The organism is Bacillus sp. CD3-5, assembly GCF_006349665.1.
GTDB classification, from domain to species: Bacteria; Bacillota; Bacilli; order Bacillales; family Bacillaceae_G; genus Bacillus_A; species Bacillus_A paranthracis.
In genome coordinates this window covers 1-16,969 of sequence record NZ_VEPX01000007.1, presented here as the reverse complement: position 1 = coordinate 16,969, position 16,969 = coordinate 1, and the positions used below count along the sequence as shown (strand labels likewise).

Here is a 16,969-nt window from a genome sequence, read left to right as displayed (position 1 = left end):
TATGTTAAGATTAGATCTTCAGTTTTTCGCATCTAAGAAAGGTGTAGGTAGTACAAAGAACGGTCGTGACTCTCAGTCAAAACGTCTTGGTGCTAAACGCGCAGATGGTCAAACGGTTACAGGTGGTTCAATTCTTTACCGTCAACGCGGTACAAAAATTTATCCAGGTGTTAACGTTGGTCGTGGTGGCGATGACACTTTATACGCGAAAGTTGACGGCGTAGTACGCTTCGAGCGTCTTGGCCGTGACCGCAAACAAGTGAGCGTATATCCTGTTGCTCAAGAAGCATAAGAACTCACGGAAAACTCTAACCTGAGTGCAGGTTAGAGTTTTTCTATATTAAGGAGTATCTAAATGAATAAAAAATGGACAATTATAGATGCATTGCGCCATTCAAGACATGATTGGCTCAATCGTATGCAGATGGTGAAAGGAAACCTTTCCCTTGGAAAAGTGGAAGAAATTCATAGTCTCATCGATCGTTTTGTCCAAGAAGCGAGACAAGAATCCAATCTGATGGGGCTATCAATGCCTTTATTTTCAGAGTGGATTTTAACATATAATTGGAAACAGCAGCCGTGCTTATTGGAGTACGAAGTATTAGGGAATTTACATAACTTATCTCACTTAGATGAGACTGTATGTACATGGACGAATCAATTTTTCTCAATGCTTCAGCATAGTTTAGACGTATATGTTGAAAATTATGTTTGTATCACAATTGAATGTGACGCGGAGAATGCTCGTTTCTTTTTTGATTTTCGTGGTAAGCTAACGAGTGTAGAAGAACTACAGAATTGGCTTGCGAACCAAAACAATAAATGGTATTCCATTTCTTATACAGTAAGAGACGAAGAAGTCTCAGTTATATTACAACCAATTGAAAAAAGTGTGGTGAAATAATGTTTGTAGATCAGGTCAAGATATATGTAAAAGGCGGCGACGGTGGTAACGGAATGGTTGCGTATCGTCGTGAGAAGTATGTTCCAAAAGGTGGTCCAGCAGGTGGCGACGGTGGTAAAGGTGCAGATGTTGTTTTCGTTGTTGAAGAAGGCTTACGTACATTAATGGACTTCCGCTACCAACGTCATTTCAAAGCTGATCGCGGTCAGCACGGAATGAGTAAAGGTCAGCACGGCCGTAAATCTGAAGATTTAATCGTTAAAGTTCCGCCAGGAACAGTAGTAAAAGATGAAAAAACTGGTCAAATTCTTGCCGATTTAGTAACGCATGGACAAACAGCTGTAATTGCAAAAGGTGGCCGCGGTGGCCGTGGTAACTCACGTTTCGCAACAGCTACGAACCCAGCGCCAGAAATCGCTGAGAATGGGGAACCAGGTCAAGAACGTGATGTCATTCTAGAACTTAAAGTACTAGCAGACGTTGGACTTGTTGGATTCCCAAGTGTAGGTAAATCTACATTATTATCTGTCGTATCATCAGCACGTCCGAAAATTGCAGAGTATCACTTTACAACAATCGTTCCAAATCTTGGTGTTGTTGAAACTGGTGATAACCGCAGCTTCGTTATGGCTGACCTTCCTGGACTAATTGAAGGCGCACATGCTGGCGTCGGACTTGGTCATCAATTCCTACGTCATATTGAGCGTACACGTGTAATCGTGCATGTAATTGATATGTCTGGTTTAGAAGGCCGTGATCCATATGAAGATTACGTAACGATTAATAATGAATTAAAAGAATACAATCTTCGCCTAACGGAGCGTCCACAAGTTGTTGTTGCAAACAAAATGGATATGCCAGATGCAGAAGAAAACTTACAAGCATTTAAAGAGAAAGTGGGAGACGAAGTAAAAATCTTCCCAATCTCAGCTGTAACGAAACAAGGTGTTCGTGATTTACTATTTGAAGTAGCGAACTTATTAGAAACAACACCTGAATTCCCAATACATGAAGTTGCGGATGAGTCTGATACAAGTGTAATGTACAAACTTGAGACTGAAGGTGTTAAATTTGACATTACACGTGAAAGTGATGGCACGTTTGTTATCTCTGGTTACGATATCGAGAAAACATTCAAGATGACAGACTTCTCACGTGATGAATCTGTACGTCGTTTCGCTCGCCAAATGCGCGGAATGGGTATTGATGAAGCGCTTCGTGCACGTGGTGCAAAAGACGGAGATATTGTAAAAATTCTTGAATATGAATTTGAATTTATCGACTAAGACTGCCGAAATATGGCAGTCTTTTTTTATATCGTAAAAGTCTGATTTATACAGGAAAAAATCCCCACTAATTAAATTTTCAATTTATAATAGAAAAAGAAGTGGTTTTATAAGAACTTTTTATGGGGAGAAAGTGAACATGTATAAAATATTAATTGTAGAAGACGATGAAAAAATCGCGGGAATATTAGAAGAGCATTTAGAAAGATATGGCTATCAGTCATTTCGAGCGAGTGATTTACGACATATAAAAGATGAGTTTGTAAATGTAAATCCACATCTTGTGTTACTTGATATTAATTTACCGTATTTTGATGGTTTCTATTGGTGTCGTCAAATCCGCACTGTATCGAATGCACCAATTATTTTTGTTTCTGCAAGAACGGGGGAAATGGATCAAGTAATGGCAATTGAAAATGGAGGAGATGATTACATTACGAAGCCATTCCATTTAGACATTGTAATGGCTAAGGTGAAAAGTGCACTTCGTCGTGGGTATGGTGAGTATGCTTCTGCGGCAGAAAGCGATTGTTTAGGTGTAAATGGACTGTTGTTATTCCCATCTCAGCACGTTGTTGAGTGGCAAGGGCAACAAACAGAACTGACAAAAAATGAATTTTACTTATTAGAGTGTTTAATGAAACAAGCAAATCAATATGTAACGCGCGAAGAATTGTTAGAAGCCCTCTGGGATGAGGTAGCTTTTGTTGATGATAATACATTAACCGTAAATGTAAAACGTGTAAGAAAGAAACTAGAGGAGCTAGGTATTAAAAATGCAATTGTAACGAAACGTGGATACGGTTATGCGCTTCTTACAGAGTGGGGAGAAGGACATGAAGGTTAAAGATTACCTCATGGACCGCTTTTCTTTAATTCTTTCTTACATTGTTAGTCTCTGTTTATTTGGGCTCGTTTTGCAGTTGCAAAGCCTTTTAGAAAAGCGATCTATTGATTGGAATACGTGGTTATACGGACTTTTATTAGGGACAGTTGTTTTTACTGTATATCTCATTTACGATTACCGAAAACGGAGTGTGTTTTTAAAGAGGATTGAAAGGTATGTTACTGGCGGAAATACATTACATGATTCCTTACTTATTGATACTTCTTATACGGCAGAGCAAGAGATGGTCGTTGAATCGTTTACGCTATTAAGACAGCAATATATGAATGAAGTTCATAAACAACATGCAAAAGAACAACAGCAAATGATATTTATGAACCAATGGATTCATCAAATGAAAACACCGGTATCTGTTATTGAGTTACTATTACAGAAGTTTGGTAAAGAGCATCGTGTAGCAAGGGCAACAGTTGAAAGTATTCGTGAAGAAAATAATCGCATACTAAATGGTTTAGATTTAGCGTTACATATGGCAAGGTTAGAGCAGTTTGCGAAAGATTATAAAGTAGAAGTAGTAAATGTGATAGATATTATTAGAGGTATTATTAATGAAAATAGAAAGTCCTTCATTCAATCGTCTGTATTTCCGAAAGTGATGTTTGAGGAAGATACTTGTATGGTTGCCTCTGATAGAAAATGGCTCAGTATTGCTATAGGACAAATTGTTGTAAATGCAATTAAGTATACAAAAATTTCGGAAGCAGAGAAAAAGGAAATTCAATTTCAAATTGAAGAGAAAGATCAAAAGGTGTTATTACATATTAAGGACAATGGAATCGGTATTCCAGAGCAAGATGTAAAGCGTATATTTGATCCATTCTTTACAGGGGTAAATGGTCGGAAAACGAGAGAAGCGACTGGAATGGGTTTATATATTACGAAGGAAATTTGTGATAATTTACATCACGGTATGTATGTGCAATCGGCTGAAGGAGAAGGGACAACATTCACGTTCCAATTTGCAAAAGATGAAGAATATCATACATTAATGAGAAAAATGACAAAACTGTAAGATAACAAACCGTTTTGTAAGGGAAATCACTCGTTTCTTTTTCTTTTTTTTCTTATAGTAAATGTAAGAAGAAAACACATAGGGGGATTAGAAATGAGTGTTCTTGAAGTAAAAGGGTTAACGAAGGTGTACCAATCAAAAGGTTCAGTAGCGACGACTGCTTTAAACGATATAAATTTTAAAATAGAAGAAGGCGAATTTGTAGGAATTATGGGTCCTTCAGGAAGTGGGAAAACAACGCTTTTAAATTTATTAGCAACAATTGATAAGCAAACTTCAGGTCATGTGCTTGTAAATGGAGAAGAAATTAATCAAATGCGTGCTGCAAAATTAGCGGAATTTCGCCGTACACATTTAGGATTCATTTTCCAAGATTTTAACTTACTTGATACGTTATCGATTAAAGAAAATATCATTTTACCACTCGTAATGGCGAAGAAATCTGTAAATGAAATCGATGCGAAAGTACTGGAAATTGCGAAGTTTTTAAATATCGAAGAAATTTTAAATAAAAAGGTTTATGAAGTATCAGGCGGGCAACAACAACGTGCAGCAGCTGCGAGAGCGATCATTCATGAACCGACGCTAATTTTAGCAGATGAGCCAACTGGAAACTTAGATTCTAAGTCGGCAAAATCATTAATGAGCGCGTTGCAAGATTTGCATGAACAAAAGAAAGTAACAATTGCAATGGTAACGCATGATCCAGTAGCGGCGAGTTATTGCGAACGTATTCTTTTCATACGTGATGGAGAGATTTTCTCAGAAATACATAAGGGAAGAACGAAACAAGCCTTTTTCCAAGAAATTCTGGACGTACTTGCGATGCTAGGAGGGGAATATCATGAACTTTCGCCAGCTCGCGCTTAATAATGTAAAAGGAAATTGGCGTAATTATAAAGCGTTTCTTATAAGTAGTTGTTTATCGATAGTCGTATTTTTCATGTATGCTTCCTTCATTTATCATCCAGATGTTGTAGGCGGTAATATTAGTATGAGGGAGATGATTTCAAAAGGGCTAGAATCAATGAATTATATTGTAGTCATCTTCTCAGCACTCTTTATTTTATATGCAAATTCAACGTTTTTACGAGCAAGGAAAAAAGAGTTTGGTTTATTAACATTAATAGGTGGAACAAAATCGCAGCTCGGCCGAATGATTATATTAGAGCAGCTTATGTTAGGTAGTATTGCAATTGTAGTAGGTATTGGACTTGGTATGCTTTGTTCAAAATTATTCTTCCAAGCATTAAGCGTAATATTGAAAATAGATAAAACACTTCCACTCGTATGGAATAGTAAAGCGGTTTTGATTACAGCAGGTGTATACTTTATTCTATTTTTAATCTTATCATTGTTTAGCGTTTGGACAGTAGGACGCTTGCAAATTATCGATTTATTAAGAGAAGCAAGAAAACAAAAAGTAGAGCCTTTTGCATTTACATGGTTATGCGTAGTTGGTATAGGATGTATTATTGTTGCATATGTACTTAGCTTCCAAGTAACATTTATGAATTTTATCATTCTGTTTTTACCGATTGTAGGGCTGACGATAGGCGGAACTTATTTGCTGTTTACACAAGGTAGTACAGTCGTATTAAAGGCGTTACAAAAACGAAAAAAATCTTTTTATACATATCCAAATATGTTCGTACTTAGCAATCTTATTTATAAAATGAAAGATAATGCTCGTTTTCTATTTGTAATTTCTATTATTACGGCGGTAGTATCTTCAGCAGTTGGTACGCTGTACGTATTTTTTGAGGATATGAGTTATAAGGCAGTAACTAGTACCCCGCATGCTATTTCGTATGAGGAAAAGGGAATACATACGCATAATGTCATCAAAGAAGGAAAAACAAAAGAATTAATAAAAAAACACGGATTTGAAGAAGCGCGAGAAGTAACATACGTAAAACTTCCTGGAACTCAAAAAATCACGATGTTTAACAGTGAACATGAGATGCCAATGGCGATTGTTTCAGAAAAAGAATATAACGCTGAAGTACGTAAACAAAAAAGAGAGCAAGTTAGAGAAGTTCATAATGCTCCAGGTAGTGCAACAATGGTCATAACGGATATGGCGAATGATATGATGAAGATAGATCGTACGAAACCGCATGAAATTAAAATTAACGGACAAACGCAATCTGTTCAATTAAATAACCCAACTTCATTTTCTGTTTTTAATGATAGTGAATATCTCATTGTGAATGATCAAGATTTTGAGACATACGCAAAGCTCGTACCTGATGAAGAAAAGACGAAATATTACGGTTATTATATAGAAGACTGGAAAAGTACGGAAGATCTTGTGTTAGATTTGAAAAAGGAAATTGTACCAGATAAACAAGGGGAACTAAACAACTCAGTGCTCGTTTATAAAAATATAAGGGAATCAGGGGCAATTACAATGTTCATCGGTTTCTTCGTAGCAGTACTATTCTTCTTCTTCGCTTGTAGTATGACATACTTTAAATGGTTTAACGATAAAGAACAAGATCGTATTCAATTTAAATCATTAAAGAGAATCGGTATGACAGATAAAGAAATTCGTAAAATTGCAATTCGACAAATGGGCGTTATCTTCTTTATCCCAATTGTAATTGGTGCCATTCATAGTGGATTTGCTCTTCATACGTTAGGAAAAATGCTTTATCTCGATTTATGGAAATCAGGTGCGATTGTAATTGGATCGTACATTGTAGCTTCTGCGATTTACTTTATAATCGCGCAAAGAGGATATTTGAAACATGTGAAAAGCTAGAGAAATCTCTAGCTTTTTGCCTATGTAGTAAGTTATAGGAGGACGATAGATGAACATTCGGCAACTAGCGCTGCAAAATATAAAAGGAAATTGGCGTAATTATAAAGTGTTTTTCTTAAGTAGTTGCTTTGCAATATTTGCGTCTTTTGCATACATGTCTGTCATTGTACATCCGTATATGCAGGAGACGATGTGGTATCAAAACGTACGCTGGGGACTGATCATATGTAATATTATAATCATTTCTTTTTTCGTCATATTTATTTTGTACTCTACTTCTATTTTCATAGAGGCACGTAAGAAAGAACTAGGATTATACATGTTAATGGGAGCAACGAAATCTAACGTAATAGGAGTAATTATGACCGAGCAAATGTTGATCGGGGTATTTGCTAATATTTTTGGCATTGGGCTTGGCATGATCTTTTTAAAGCTCTTCTTCATGGTGTTTAGTATGTTGTTGGGGCTTCCGAAAGAACTCCCTGTCATATTTGACGTGAGAGCAATTGGAGGAACGTTTATTACATATATGGTTGTTTTTATTCTATTATCTTTTATAAGTGCTTTACGTATATGGAATATAAAAATCATTCGGTTATTGAAAGAATTTCGAACGGATAAAAAAGAGAAGAAAACATCAATGTGGCTTTGTATATGCGGCTTTATTTGTTTAGGGGGAGGGTATGTGTTAGCGTTACAAGCGACGATGCTAAAGATAGCGTTATACTTTTTTCCTGTGTCTATACTTGTCTTTTTCGGAACGTATTTTTCATTTACACACGGCACTGCTCAAATATTAGAAATGATAAAACGAAATAAAAAGATTATGTATACATATCCGTATTTATTTATAGTGAATCAATTATCACATCGAATGAAGGAAAATGGTCGTTTTTTCTTTCTAATGTCAATGGCAACGACGTTTGTAGTTACAGCAACAGGTACAGTGTTCTTATATTTTTCTGGTATGCAAGATATGTGGAGGGGCGGAGGAGTGCACTCATTTTCTTACATAGAAAAAGGTACTTCTTCTCATGAAGTCTTTGCGGAAGGTACGGTTGAACAATTATTGCACCAATATGGATATGATGATTTTCAATATATGAGTTTTGTTGGAGTGTATGCATCTTTTCAGTCCAATAAGGGAGAAACGACAATAGTACCGCTTATAAAAGGAAGTGAATATAACCAAGAAGCAAGAAAACAAAAACAGAAAACGTATCATCCTAAAAAAGGTACAGTGACACTTGTTTATTATAATAAATACAATCATTCGAATGTATATAATCAAAAAGAGATTCAATTGCAAGTAATGAATCAACCATATCAATTCGTATTTAACGGCCAGAAAGAAGGGGTCCAATTTAACTATCATCCTTCGTATATTAATGGTTTGTTCTTCGTTATGAATGATGAAGATTTTGATAGTATAGCAAATCAGGTTCCTGATTCTGAAAAAATGATATATAGAGGCTATACATTACCAAATATCGAAAATACGAAAAAATTAAATGAAGATTTACGGAAACATATGAAACAAGATAAAGATAATGCATTTCGAAGTAATATGGAGTTATATGTGAATATGAAAGAGTTTGGCAATATTACTCTATTTATAGGCTCATTCATTAGTATATTATTTTTCCTTACTTCATGTAGCATCGTATATTTTAAATGGTTTCATAATATTGCATCGGACCGAAAGCAGTACGGGGTACTCTCTAAACTTGGAATGACAAAGGAAGAAGTATGGAAGATTTCCCGCTGGCAATTATGTATGCTATTTTTTGCGCCAATTATAGTAGGGAGTATGCATAGTGCAGTTGCGTTATATACGTTTCATAATACGATGTTTATGGATGGTTCCTTACGAAAAGTAGGCTTGTTTATTCTATTTTATATCGCAGCATGCATCATGTATTTCTTTTTTGCTCAAAGAGAATATAGGAAACATTTAGACTAGCGAATGCTAGTCTTTTTTAAATATTCGAAATTTACATAGAAGAATATAAAAAAGTATGGTATAACAGTAAGAAAACGAAAAAGAGGGGAAAAGACGATGATTCGAGTAGGATATTTAGGACCAGAAGCAACATTTACAAATATGGCGGTGAGTCGTTTTTTTCCGGAAGCAGAGCATGTACCGTATCGAACGATTCCAGATTGTATAGATGCAGCTGCAAATGAAAATGTAGACTTCGCAGTTGTACCGTTAGAAAATGCAATAGAAGGTTCCGTGAATATAACAGTTGATTATCTCGTGCATGAGCAACCACTTTCTATTGTAGGAGAAATTACAGTGCCCATTCAGCAACATTTACTTGTACATCCGCAGTATGCAGAAGTGTGGGAAGAAGTATATGCAGTGCATTCTCATCCACACGCTATTGCACAATGTCATAAGTTTTTAAATGAAGAATTAAAAGGGATAACTGCTCGAGATATGACATCAACAAGTGCTGCTGCGCAATATGTGAAAGAACATCCTGAAGAAAAAATTGCTGCCATTGCAAATGAAGCAGCTGCAGAGAAATACGGATTAACGATTGTAAGACGAAGCATTCATACACATAAAAATAATCATACACGTTTCCTAGTGCTCCATAAGAAAAAGAAAGCAATACTCTCAAATAATGGAGAAAACCGCGGAGAGAAAACGACGCTTATGATAACGTTACCTGCTGATTATGCAGGGGCACTATATCAAGTGTTATCAGCTTTCGCATGGAGAAAATTAAACTTATCAAAAATTGAATCGCGCCCGATGAAAACGGGTCTTGGAAATTACTTTTTCTTGATTGATGTCGATAAAGCATACGATGACGTATTATTGCCAGGCGTAACGATGGAACTTGAAGCACTCGGTTTTTCTGTTACGGTGCTGGGGAGTTATTCTTCTTATTGGTTATAAGGGAGAATTAGGCTATAACGTGTGATAGATCAATAAAATCCCACCTATAAATGGTGGGATTCTTTATTTTAACTTCGCAAGACGCTCTTCTAATTGACCACGCCAAACGTCAGCTAGTTCTGGAACAGCAAGAATCTTTTCGATGCCATCTCTATCTTTTCTATTATGAAAATAAATTTCGTTAGAGAACAAGACAGAAACATTGCTCGGTTGACGTTTTAGTAATGTGATTTTTGAATCTTTACGTACAGTACCTTCTTGAAGAACGCGGCATAGGTAGCCAGTATAGCCAGTTGCTACAATGCGCGGCAGTATGCCAGGAATACCGAGGCGTTTTGAAATCGTGCTACAAGGTACTCTTGCTTGTGTCACCTGAATGATTGCTTCACCTAATTTGTATGTATCTCCGATGCAAACATCACGCTCTAACATATTTGTTACGGTAATGTTTTCGCCAAATGCGGAAGCGGGGAGTGTTGTTTGGAATTCTTCTTCCCATAGTGCGTAATGCTCGTGTGGATACACGCAAACGGCGCGATCAGGTCCACCATGGTGTTTTAAATCAGCTACATCATCACCAAGGAAGCCATCTTTTGAGAGAAAAGCTTCTTCTGTAGAATCTTTACATATACCTGTTATCATTTCTTTATCTTCGCTATATTTCATTTGTTTCGGTTTGCCAATGCTAAAGTGAACGAGTTCAATTCTCATATTTGATCTCCTTTACAATTGATTACAATATTATAGCATTAAAAAAGCACAGAGAATTATAAAAACTCTGTGCTTTACATTAATAAACGAGAAATCCTGCTTTATCTAAAGCCTCGCAAGCAGCATCTAATTTTTCTTTTGAATCTGCCTCAATAGTATGTAAGTGAATACCGTCTGTTAATTGCGATAGATAGGAAGCATTTGTGTTTTCGATTTTTTGTAAATATTGCTCTACATCAAAGCGATTGCTTACCATGATGGATGCTGTTAAGTCACCGTATACAGGATGCTCAACTTTTACATCTTTAATCGTAACACCGTGATCAACAAGCATTGTAAGTTCTTGACGTACTTCCGCTGGTTTATGTTGGCATACAATTACACGTTCGAAAGCTTGTTGTTTCTCTTGTGGTTTTAAATATAAATATCCTTGAGCAGTTGCAATAATCGGTTCGTTTCGTGCTTTAAGCAAGGAAATATCTTGCACGATCACTTGCCTACTTACGTTTGTCTTTTTCGATAGCTCATTCCCAGATAACGGTTCATTTGCAGCAAGAAGCCACTGAAGGATAAGCTGTCGTCTTTCTTCACCTAAAATCTTTTTTTGTTCATTTTGTTTCATTATGATTTAACACCTCTATAAAATTGATTTCCAATTGTGTGTAGTGCATGAATAGTAGTATCAATTTGATCTTTCGTTGTTTGTTGTCCGAAAGAGAAGCGGACATATTGTTTTGCCTCTTCATACGTTTTTCCAATTGCAAGCATTGTTTTCGAAGGTTCTTGTTTACCGACTTGGCAAGCACTTCCGGTGGAAATGGCAATACCATGGCGATTACATTCTAGCATTGTATACTGACCTTCTATTCCTTTTATTGTAACCCCAATAATATGTGGTAAACAAGAAGTAGAATGACCTTCTACTTCAATTTCTAGCGGAAGTGTTCGTATTTGCTCTAAAAAGTAGGATCGTAACTCTTTAAAACGTAAACTTTCTTCCTGTTGATTTTTTAATATATTCTCAGCAGCTGTTAAAAAAGATGCGATGCCAGGAACGTTCACTGTGCCAGGGCGAAACCCTTTTTCGTGAGAGGTTCCCGGGAATATTTGTGTCCAGCGAACTTGCGGATTGATATAGCAAGCGCCAACACCCTTCGGTCCGTATATTTTATGTGCTGAAACAGAAAGACTATCAATCCCCATCTCAAAAACATGGATAGGAAGTTTACCAAAGGTTTGTACACAATCTGAATGAAATAAAACGTTATATTTTTTCAAAAGTGCCCCAATCTCTGCGATATTTTGAACGGTTCCGATTTCAGAGTTTCCGTGCTGTATACTTGCTAGCACAGTATCTTCTGTAATAGCTGCTTCTAAATCTATTAAACGAATGAGTCCATTTTTATCAACAGGAATTTCAGTAATTGTATACCCTTTTGATTGTAAGGTTTGAAAATAACTTCGAATGGATGCATGTTCCATAGGTGTCGTAATAATATGCTTCTTATTTTGGGCATTGAGAAGGGACTGAATCGCAAGATAGTTCGATTCTGACCCACCGCTCGTGAAGAATATCCCTTGTTCCTTTCCGCCAATCATTTCGGCAAATGTTTTTCTACAAACTTGTAATAAAGAAGAGGCCGTTCCTCCAATATCGTGTAAACTTTGTTCATTTCCGAAGTATTGCGATGCTGCTTTCGTATATGTTTGTAATGCTTCCGCGCTCATAGGTGTAGTAGCTGCATAATCAAGATATATCATCATGTAAGTTCCTCTCTCTAGTAAGAGTTACATTTCTTTTATTTTTTTAAATGGTAGTGAAAATAAGAATTATAAAAAAACTCTTGTCATTATTTTAAAACTATGTAAATATAGGTGTCAAGACAGTTGAAAAGTGTAAAGTAGGAGGCAACAATTATGCCAAGTGCAGATGTCTTAATTATTGGAAGTGGCGTTGCGGCACTTCGTGTTGCAAAAGAGATTTGTCACGAAAAGAATGTGATTATTATCACAAAGGAAACGAATCGTAATAATAATACATATTTAGCGCAAGGTGGAATTGCCGCAGCCGTAGCTACATATGACAATCCAAATGATCATTTTGAAGATACGTTAGTAGCAGGATGTCATTATAACAATGAAGATGCGGTTCGTTATTTAGTTGAAGAAGGGCCGAAAGAAATGAATCATCTCATTGAAAATGGAATGAAATTTGATGGAGATGAAACGGGCCCTCACCTTGGAAAAGAAGGTGCACATCGGAAGCGGCGTATTTTACATGCAGGTGGCGATGCAACAGGAAAGAATTTATTGGAGCATTTCATTCAAGAAGTAGTTCCGTACGTTACGGTAGTGGAACAGGAAATGGTGCTTGATTTTATTATAGAAAACGAAAAATGTGCTGGAGTTTTAACGCGAGATAGTGAAGGGAAGTTGAAGCGTTATGATGCAGATTATACGGTGTTAGCCTCAGGCGGGATTGGTGGTTTATATGCCTTTACTTCTAATGACAAAACAATTACGGGTGATGGACTTGCGATGGTGTACCGCGCGGGTGGGGAGCTTGCAGATTTAGAATTTGTACAATTCCATCCAACGATGTTATACGCGGGCGGACGATGCTGTGGCCTCGTTTCTGAAGCTGTCCGTGGTGAAGGAGCTGTCCTTATAAATGGAAAAGGGCAGCGTTTTATGATGGATATACATCCAGATCATGATCTCGCACCGCGTGATGTAGTGGCAAGAGCGATTCATGAACAGCTTTTGGCGGGTGAAAAAGTGTATTTGAATATCGAGTCTATCCAAAATTTTGAAGAACGTTTTCCGACTGTATCATCATTGTGTAAAAAGAATGGTGTTCATATAAATGAAAAACGTATTCCGGTCGTACCGGGTGCTCATTTCCATATGGGCGGCGTGAAAACAAACTGTGATGGAGAGACGTCCATTCCACATTTATATGCGGTTGGTGAAGTAGCTTGTAACGGTGTTCATGGAGCAAATAGATTAGCGAGTAATTCATTATTAGAAGGTCTTGTGTTTGGAAAAAGAATAGGACAGCATCTTTTAACGAAAGCGACAAAAGACAGATTGAACAACTTTGCTGAGAAGGAAAAGAAGTTTATCGTTCTGAATCATTTGCCGACCAAAGAGGAAATACAAGAATGCATGATGAAATATGTTGGGATTGTGCGAACAGAGCAAAGTTTATCTTATGCAAAGAGATGGCTTAGTAAGTACGGTGTTCGAAATATGATATTACAACATGATGTTCTTACAAATGAAGAGATAACGCTTATTAATATGTTAACAGTTTGTGAGCTTATCGTCGTATCAGCTTTGCAAAGAGAAGAAAGCATTGGTGGCCATTATCGAAGTGATTATCCACATAGAAATAGCGTAAAAAAAGAAATCGTTCGAGTGAAAAGAAAACTACAACTTGTGTAATGAGGGGAAGAGGGGTTTTATGAATACGATAAAGGTTAAAGAAGCATTAAATCGATTTTTTCTAGAAGATATAGGAGAAAGAGATGTAACATCTCAGCTTATTTTTCCAGATAATTTACTTTCAAAAGGAACGTTTCTTGCAAAGGATACAGGAGTCTTTGCGGGACGTTTAGTCATTGAAGAAGGGTTTAAATTAATTGATGAGAGAATTAAAGTGGAGCTTCATAAAAAAGATGGAGATCTTGTAGAAAAAGGCGAAATAATTGCAACTGTCCAAGGACCAATCGCATCGTTATTAACGGCAGAGCGCGTTATATTAAACGTTATCCAGCGTATGAGTGGGATAGCGACAATGACATACGAGGCTGTTCGTGCCTTAGATAGCAGCCATACACGTATTTGTGATACGCGAAAAACGATGCCAGGGCTACGTATGTTTGATAAGTATGCAGTCGTGTGCGGAGGCGGATTTAATCACCGTTTCGGCTTATATGACGGTGTCATGATCAAAGATAATCATATTGCTTTTGCTGGTTCTATTACGAAAGCTGTTACATCAGTGAAAGAAAAGTTAGGACATATGGTGAAAGTAGAAGTTGAAACAGAAACAGAGGAGCAAGTGAGAGAGGCTGTAGCTACTGGTGCAGATATTATTATGTTTGATAACCGTACGCCAGATGAGATTCGGGAGTTTTCAAAGATTGTGCCAAGCGCTATCGTGACGGAAGCTTCAGGGGGCATTACAATTGAAGATTTATCGAAATACGGAAAAACAGGGGTAGATTATATTTCACTTGGAGCGTTAACACATTCAGTGAAAGCACTTGATATTAGTTTCAATATTGAGGCGTAAGGAAAGTGGCTTAGAGGGGGAGAAAGAAATATGAGTATTTTAGAAAAAGTACAACCGATTGAAACGATGTTACCAGAGCGTTATTACACGATGTCAACAGAAAACATGGAAAAGCGGGTTCGTGAAATTAAAGAAAAAATGGGGGAAACGCTATTTATTCCAGGACATCATTACCAAAAAGATGAAGTGGTACAATTTTCTGATGCGGCAGGAGATTCACTTCAGCTTGCGCAAGTTGCAGCGAGCAATAAAGACGCAAAATATATTGTATTTTGTGGTGTACACTTTATGGCAGAAACAGCAGATATGTTAACGACAGATGATCAAATTGTTATTTTGCCAGATATGCGTGCAGGGTGTTCGATGGCAGATATGGCAGATATAGAACAAACAGAAAGAGCGTGGAAAGAGCTCACAAAATTATTTGGAGATACGATGATTCCGTTAACGTATGTGAACTCTACGGCTGCAATTAAAGCGTTTTGTGGTCGTAATGGCGGAGCAACAGTAACTTCTTCTAATGCAAAACAAATGGTATCATGGGCTTTTACGCAAAAAGAGCGTCTCGTTTTTTTACCGGATCAACATTTAGGAAGAAATACAGCGTACGATTTAGGTATCCCGTTAGATAAAATGGCAGTATGGGATCCACATACTGATTCATTAGAGTACGATGGAGATATAGAAGAAATTCAAGTGATTTTATGGAAAGGGCATTGTTCAGTTCATCAAAACTTTACAGTGAAAAATATAGAGAATGTACGGAGAAATCATCCGGATATGAATATTATTGTACATCCGGAATGTTGCTACGAAGTTGTAGCTGCTTCGGATTATGCAGGTTCAACGAAATACATTATTGATATGATTGAAGCGGCTCCATCCGGAAGTAAATGGGCGATTGGTACAGAAATGAATTTAGTGAACCGAATTATTCAACAACATCCAGATAAAGAAATTGTTTCACTTAACCCCTTTATGTGTCCATGTTTAACAATGAACCGAATTGATCTGCCGCACTTATTATGGGCACTTGAAACGATAGAAAAAGGAGAAGAAATTAACGTTATTAGCGTAGATAAACAAGTGACTGAAGAGGCAGTTCTTGCATTAAATCGTATGTTAGAGCGTGTGTAAAGCAGCGGATTCCCGTTGCTTTTTTTCGTACATATAATCATAACGAGAACAAAATGGGCATACATTGTTTTGAAGAAATCATTGCGATTATCTTATACTTATTCCGCTTCTAATGATATCGAAAATCGAAGAAGTGATACAAGTGAAAAGAGGTTAACGTTATTTAGAAAGGGTTACTTCATGAGATTTGTTACTTATAGATAAGTTATACAGGAGGGGGAAAATTTGAAAATTCATATCGTGCAAAAAGGGGATACCCTTTGGAAAATTGCGAAAAAGTACGGAGTGGATTTTGATACGTTGAAAAAAACAAATACACAACTTAGCAATCCAGATTTAATTATGCCAGGTATGAAAATTAAAGTACCATCAAACAGTGTACACGTAAAACAGCATGCTGGAGCAGGTTCAGCACCTCCAAAACAATATGTAAAAGAAGTGCAACAAAAAGAATTTGCAGCAACGCCAACGCCGCTTGGAATAGAAGACGAGGAAGAAGTTACGTATCAATCAGCACCAATTACACAAGAGCCTGCCATGCAACAAACACAAAAAGAAGTGCAAGTAAAACCACAGAAGGAAATGCAAGTGAAATCACAAAAAGAAGTACAGGTAAAACCACAGAAGGAAATACAAGTGAAGCCACAAAAGGAAGTACAGGTGAAACCGCAAAAAGAGGTGCAAAAAGAACAGCCAATTCAAAAAGAAAAACCAGTTGAAAAACCGTCAGTGATTCAAAAACCACCTGTTATAGAAAAACAAAAACCAGCGGAAAAAGAAAATACGAAGTTTTCGGTAAATGTGTTACCGCAGCCGCCGCAACCACCAATAAAAACGAAAAAAGAATATAAAATTTCAGATGTAATTAAAAAAGGAAGCGAGTTAATTGCTCCTCAAATTACTAAAATGAAACCTAATAACATTATTTCTCCGCAAACGAAAAAAGATAATATAATATCACCGCAAGTAAAGAAAGAAAATGTAGGAAACATAGTGTCACCGCAAGTAAAGAAAGAAAATGTAGGAAACATAGT

At 36.8% G+C, this 16,969-nt stretch carries 15 protein-coding genes and 1 pseudogene; 13 read left to right on the top strand and 3 right to left on the bottom strand.

The features are described from left to right. The first annotated feature begins 1 nt into the window (after position 1). The 9 genes from rpmA (at position 2) to pheA (ending at position 9,787) form a co-directional block, all read left to right on the top strand. Positions 2–292 carry a 50S ribosomal protein L27 gene (gene rpmA / locus FH036_RS27135; protein WP_000944958.1) on the top strand — a complete coding sequence of 97 codons (291 nt, stop codon included), beginning with the start codon at positions 2–4 and terminating at the stop codon, positions 290–292. 63 nt (positions 293–355) lie between these two features. Next, complete coding sequence (locus FH036_RS15025) at positions 356–904, top strand: sporulation initiation phosphotransferase B (protein WP_001037006.1); 549 nt, start codon at positions 356–358, stop codon at positions 902–904. After that, positions 904–2,190 carry a GTPase ObgE gene (gene obgE, locus FH036_RS15020; protein WP_000497125.1) on the top strand — a complete coding sequence of 429 codons (1,287 nt, stop codon included), beginning with the start codon at positions 904–906 and terminating at the stop codon, positions 2,188–2,190. Before FH036_RS15025 ends, obgE begins: the two co-directional genes overlap by 1 nt. Positions 2,191–2,329: 139 nt before the next feature. After that, entirely contained in the window at positions 2,330–3,037 is a 708-nt protein-coding gene (locus tag FH036_RS15015) for a response regulator transcription factor (RefSeq protein WP_000276721.1), read from the top strand. Continuing rightward, positions 3,027–4,109 carry a HAMP domain-containing histidine kinase gene (locus tag FH036_RS15010; RefSeq protein ID WP_139895934.1) on the top strand — a complete coding sequence of 361 codons (1,083 nt, stop codon included), beginning with the start codon at positions 3,027–3,029 and terminating at the stop codon, positions 4,107–4,109. Before FH036_RS15015 ends, FH036_RS15010 begins: the two co-directional genes overlap by 11 nt. 93 nt (positions 4,110–4,202) lie before the next feature. After that, a complete protein-coding gene (locus tag FH036_RS15005) occupies positions 4,203–4,979 on the top strand; it encodes an ABC transporter ATP-binding protein (RefSeq protein WP_000114530.1) in 777 nt (258 codons plus the stop codon). Next, on the top strand, positions 4,954–6,876 hold the full coding sequence (locus FH036_RS15000) for an ABC transporter permease (RefSeq protein WP_001011375.1): 1,923 nt from the start codon (positions 4,954–4,956) through the stop codon (positions 6,874–6,876). Before FH036_RS15005 ends, FH036_RS15000 begins: the two co-directional genes overlap by 26 nt. Before the next feature lie 49 nt (positions 6,877–6,925). Beyond that, positions 6,926–8,839: an ABC transporter permease gene (locus FH036_RS14995; protein ID WP_139895932.1), complete on the top strand. Its 1,914-nt coding sequence runs from the start codon at positions 6,926–6,928 to the stop codon at positions 8,837–8,839. Between the two features lie 96 nt (positions 8,840–8,935). Further along, the gene (pheA, locus tag FH036_RS14990; protein ID WP_000621702.1) at positions 8,936–9,787 is read left to right on the top strand and encodes a prephenate dehydratase; all 852 of its coding nucleotides are present in this window, start codon (positions 8,936–8,938) and stop codon (positions 9,785–9,787) included. Positions 9,788–9,850: 63 nt separating this feature from the next. Here the strand turns inward: pheA and FH036_RS14985 are convergent, their stop codons facing one another. The 3 genes from FH036_RS14985 to FH036_RS14975 form a co-directional block, all read right to left on the bottom strand. Continuing rightward, on the bottom strand, positions 9,851–10,498 hold the full coding sequence (locus tag FH036_RS14985; protein WP_139895931.1) for an MOSC domain-containing protein: 648 nt from the start codon (positions 10,496–10,498) through the stop codon (positions 9,851–9,853). Positions 10,499–10,577: 79 nt separating this feature from the next. Next, positions 10,578–11,120 carry a transcription repressor NadR gene (locus FH036_RS14980; protein ID WP_000812272.1) on the bottom strand — a complete coding sequence of 181 codons (543 nt, stop codon included), beginning with the start codon at positions 11,118–11,120 and terminating at the stop codon, positions 10,578–10,580. Beyond that, on the bottom strand, positions 11,120–12,262 hold the full coding sequence (locus tag FH036_RS14975) for an IscS subfamily cysteine desulfurase (RefSeq protein WP_070806876.1): 1,143 nt from the start codon (positions 12,260–12,262) through the stop codon (positions 11,120–11,122). Before FH036_RS14975 ends, FH036_RS14980 begins: the two co-directional genes overlap by 1 nt. Before the next feature lie 153 nt (positions 12,263–12,415). Here FH036_RS14975 and nadB point away from each other — a divergent pair, with 153 nt between their 5' ends. The 4 genes and pseudogenes from nadB to exsA all read left to right on the top strand — a co-directional run. Further along, positions 12,416–13,945 carry an L-aspartate oxidase gene (gene nadB / locus FH036_RS14970; protein WP_139895929.1) on the top strand — a complete coding sequence of 510 codons (1,530 nt, stop codon included), beginning with the start codon at positions 12,416–12,418 and terminating at the stop codon, positions 13,943–13,945. 19 nt (positions 13,946–13,964) lie between these two features. After that, on the top strand, positions 13,965–14,798 hold the full coding sequence (gene nadC / locus FH036_RS14965; RefSeq protein ID WP_139895927.1) for a carboxylating nicotinate-nucleotide diphosphorylase: 834 nt from the start codon (positions 13,965–13,967) through the stop codon (positions 14,796–14,798). A 30-nt stretch (positions 14,799–14,828) separates the two neighbouring features. After that, the gene (gene nadA, locus FH036_RS14960; protein WP_000025313.1) at positions 14,829–15,935 is read left to right on the top strand and encodes a quinolinate synthase NadA; all 1,107 of its coding nucleotides are present in this window, start codon (positions 14,829–14,831) and stop codon (positions 15,933–15,935) included. A 225-nt stretch (positions 15,936–16,160) separates the two neighbouring features. Beyond that, positions 16,161–16,969 (top strand): annotated as a pseudogene (exsA, locus tag FH036_RS14955) (spore coat assembly protein ExsA); the annotation flags it as partial.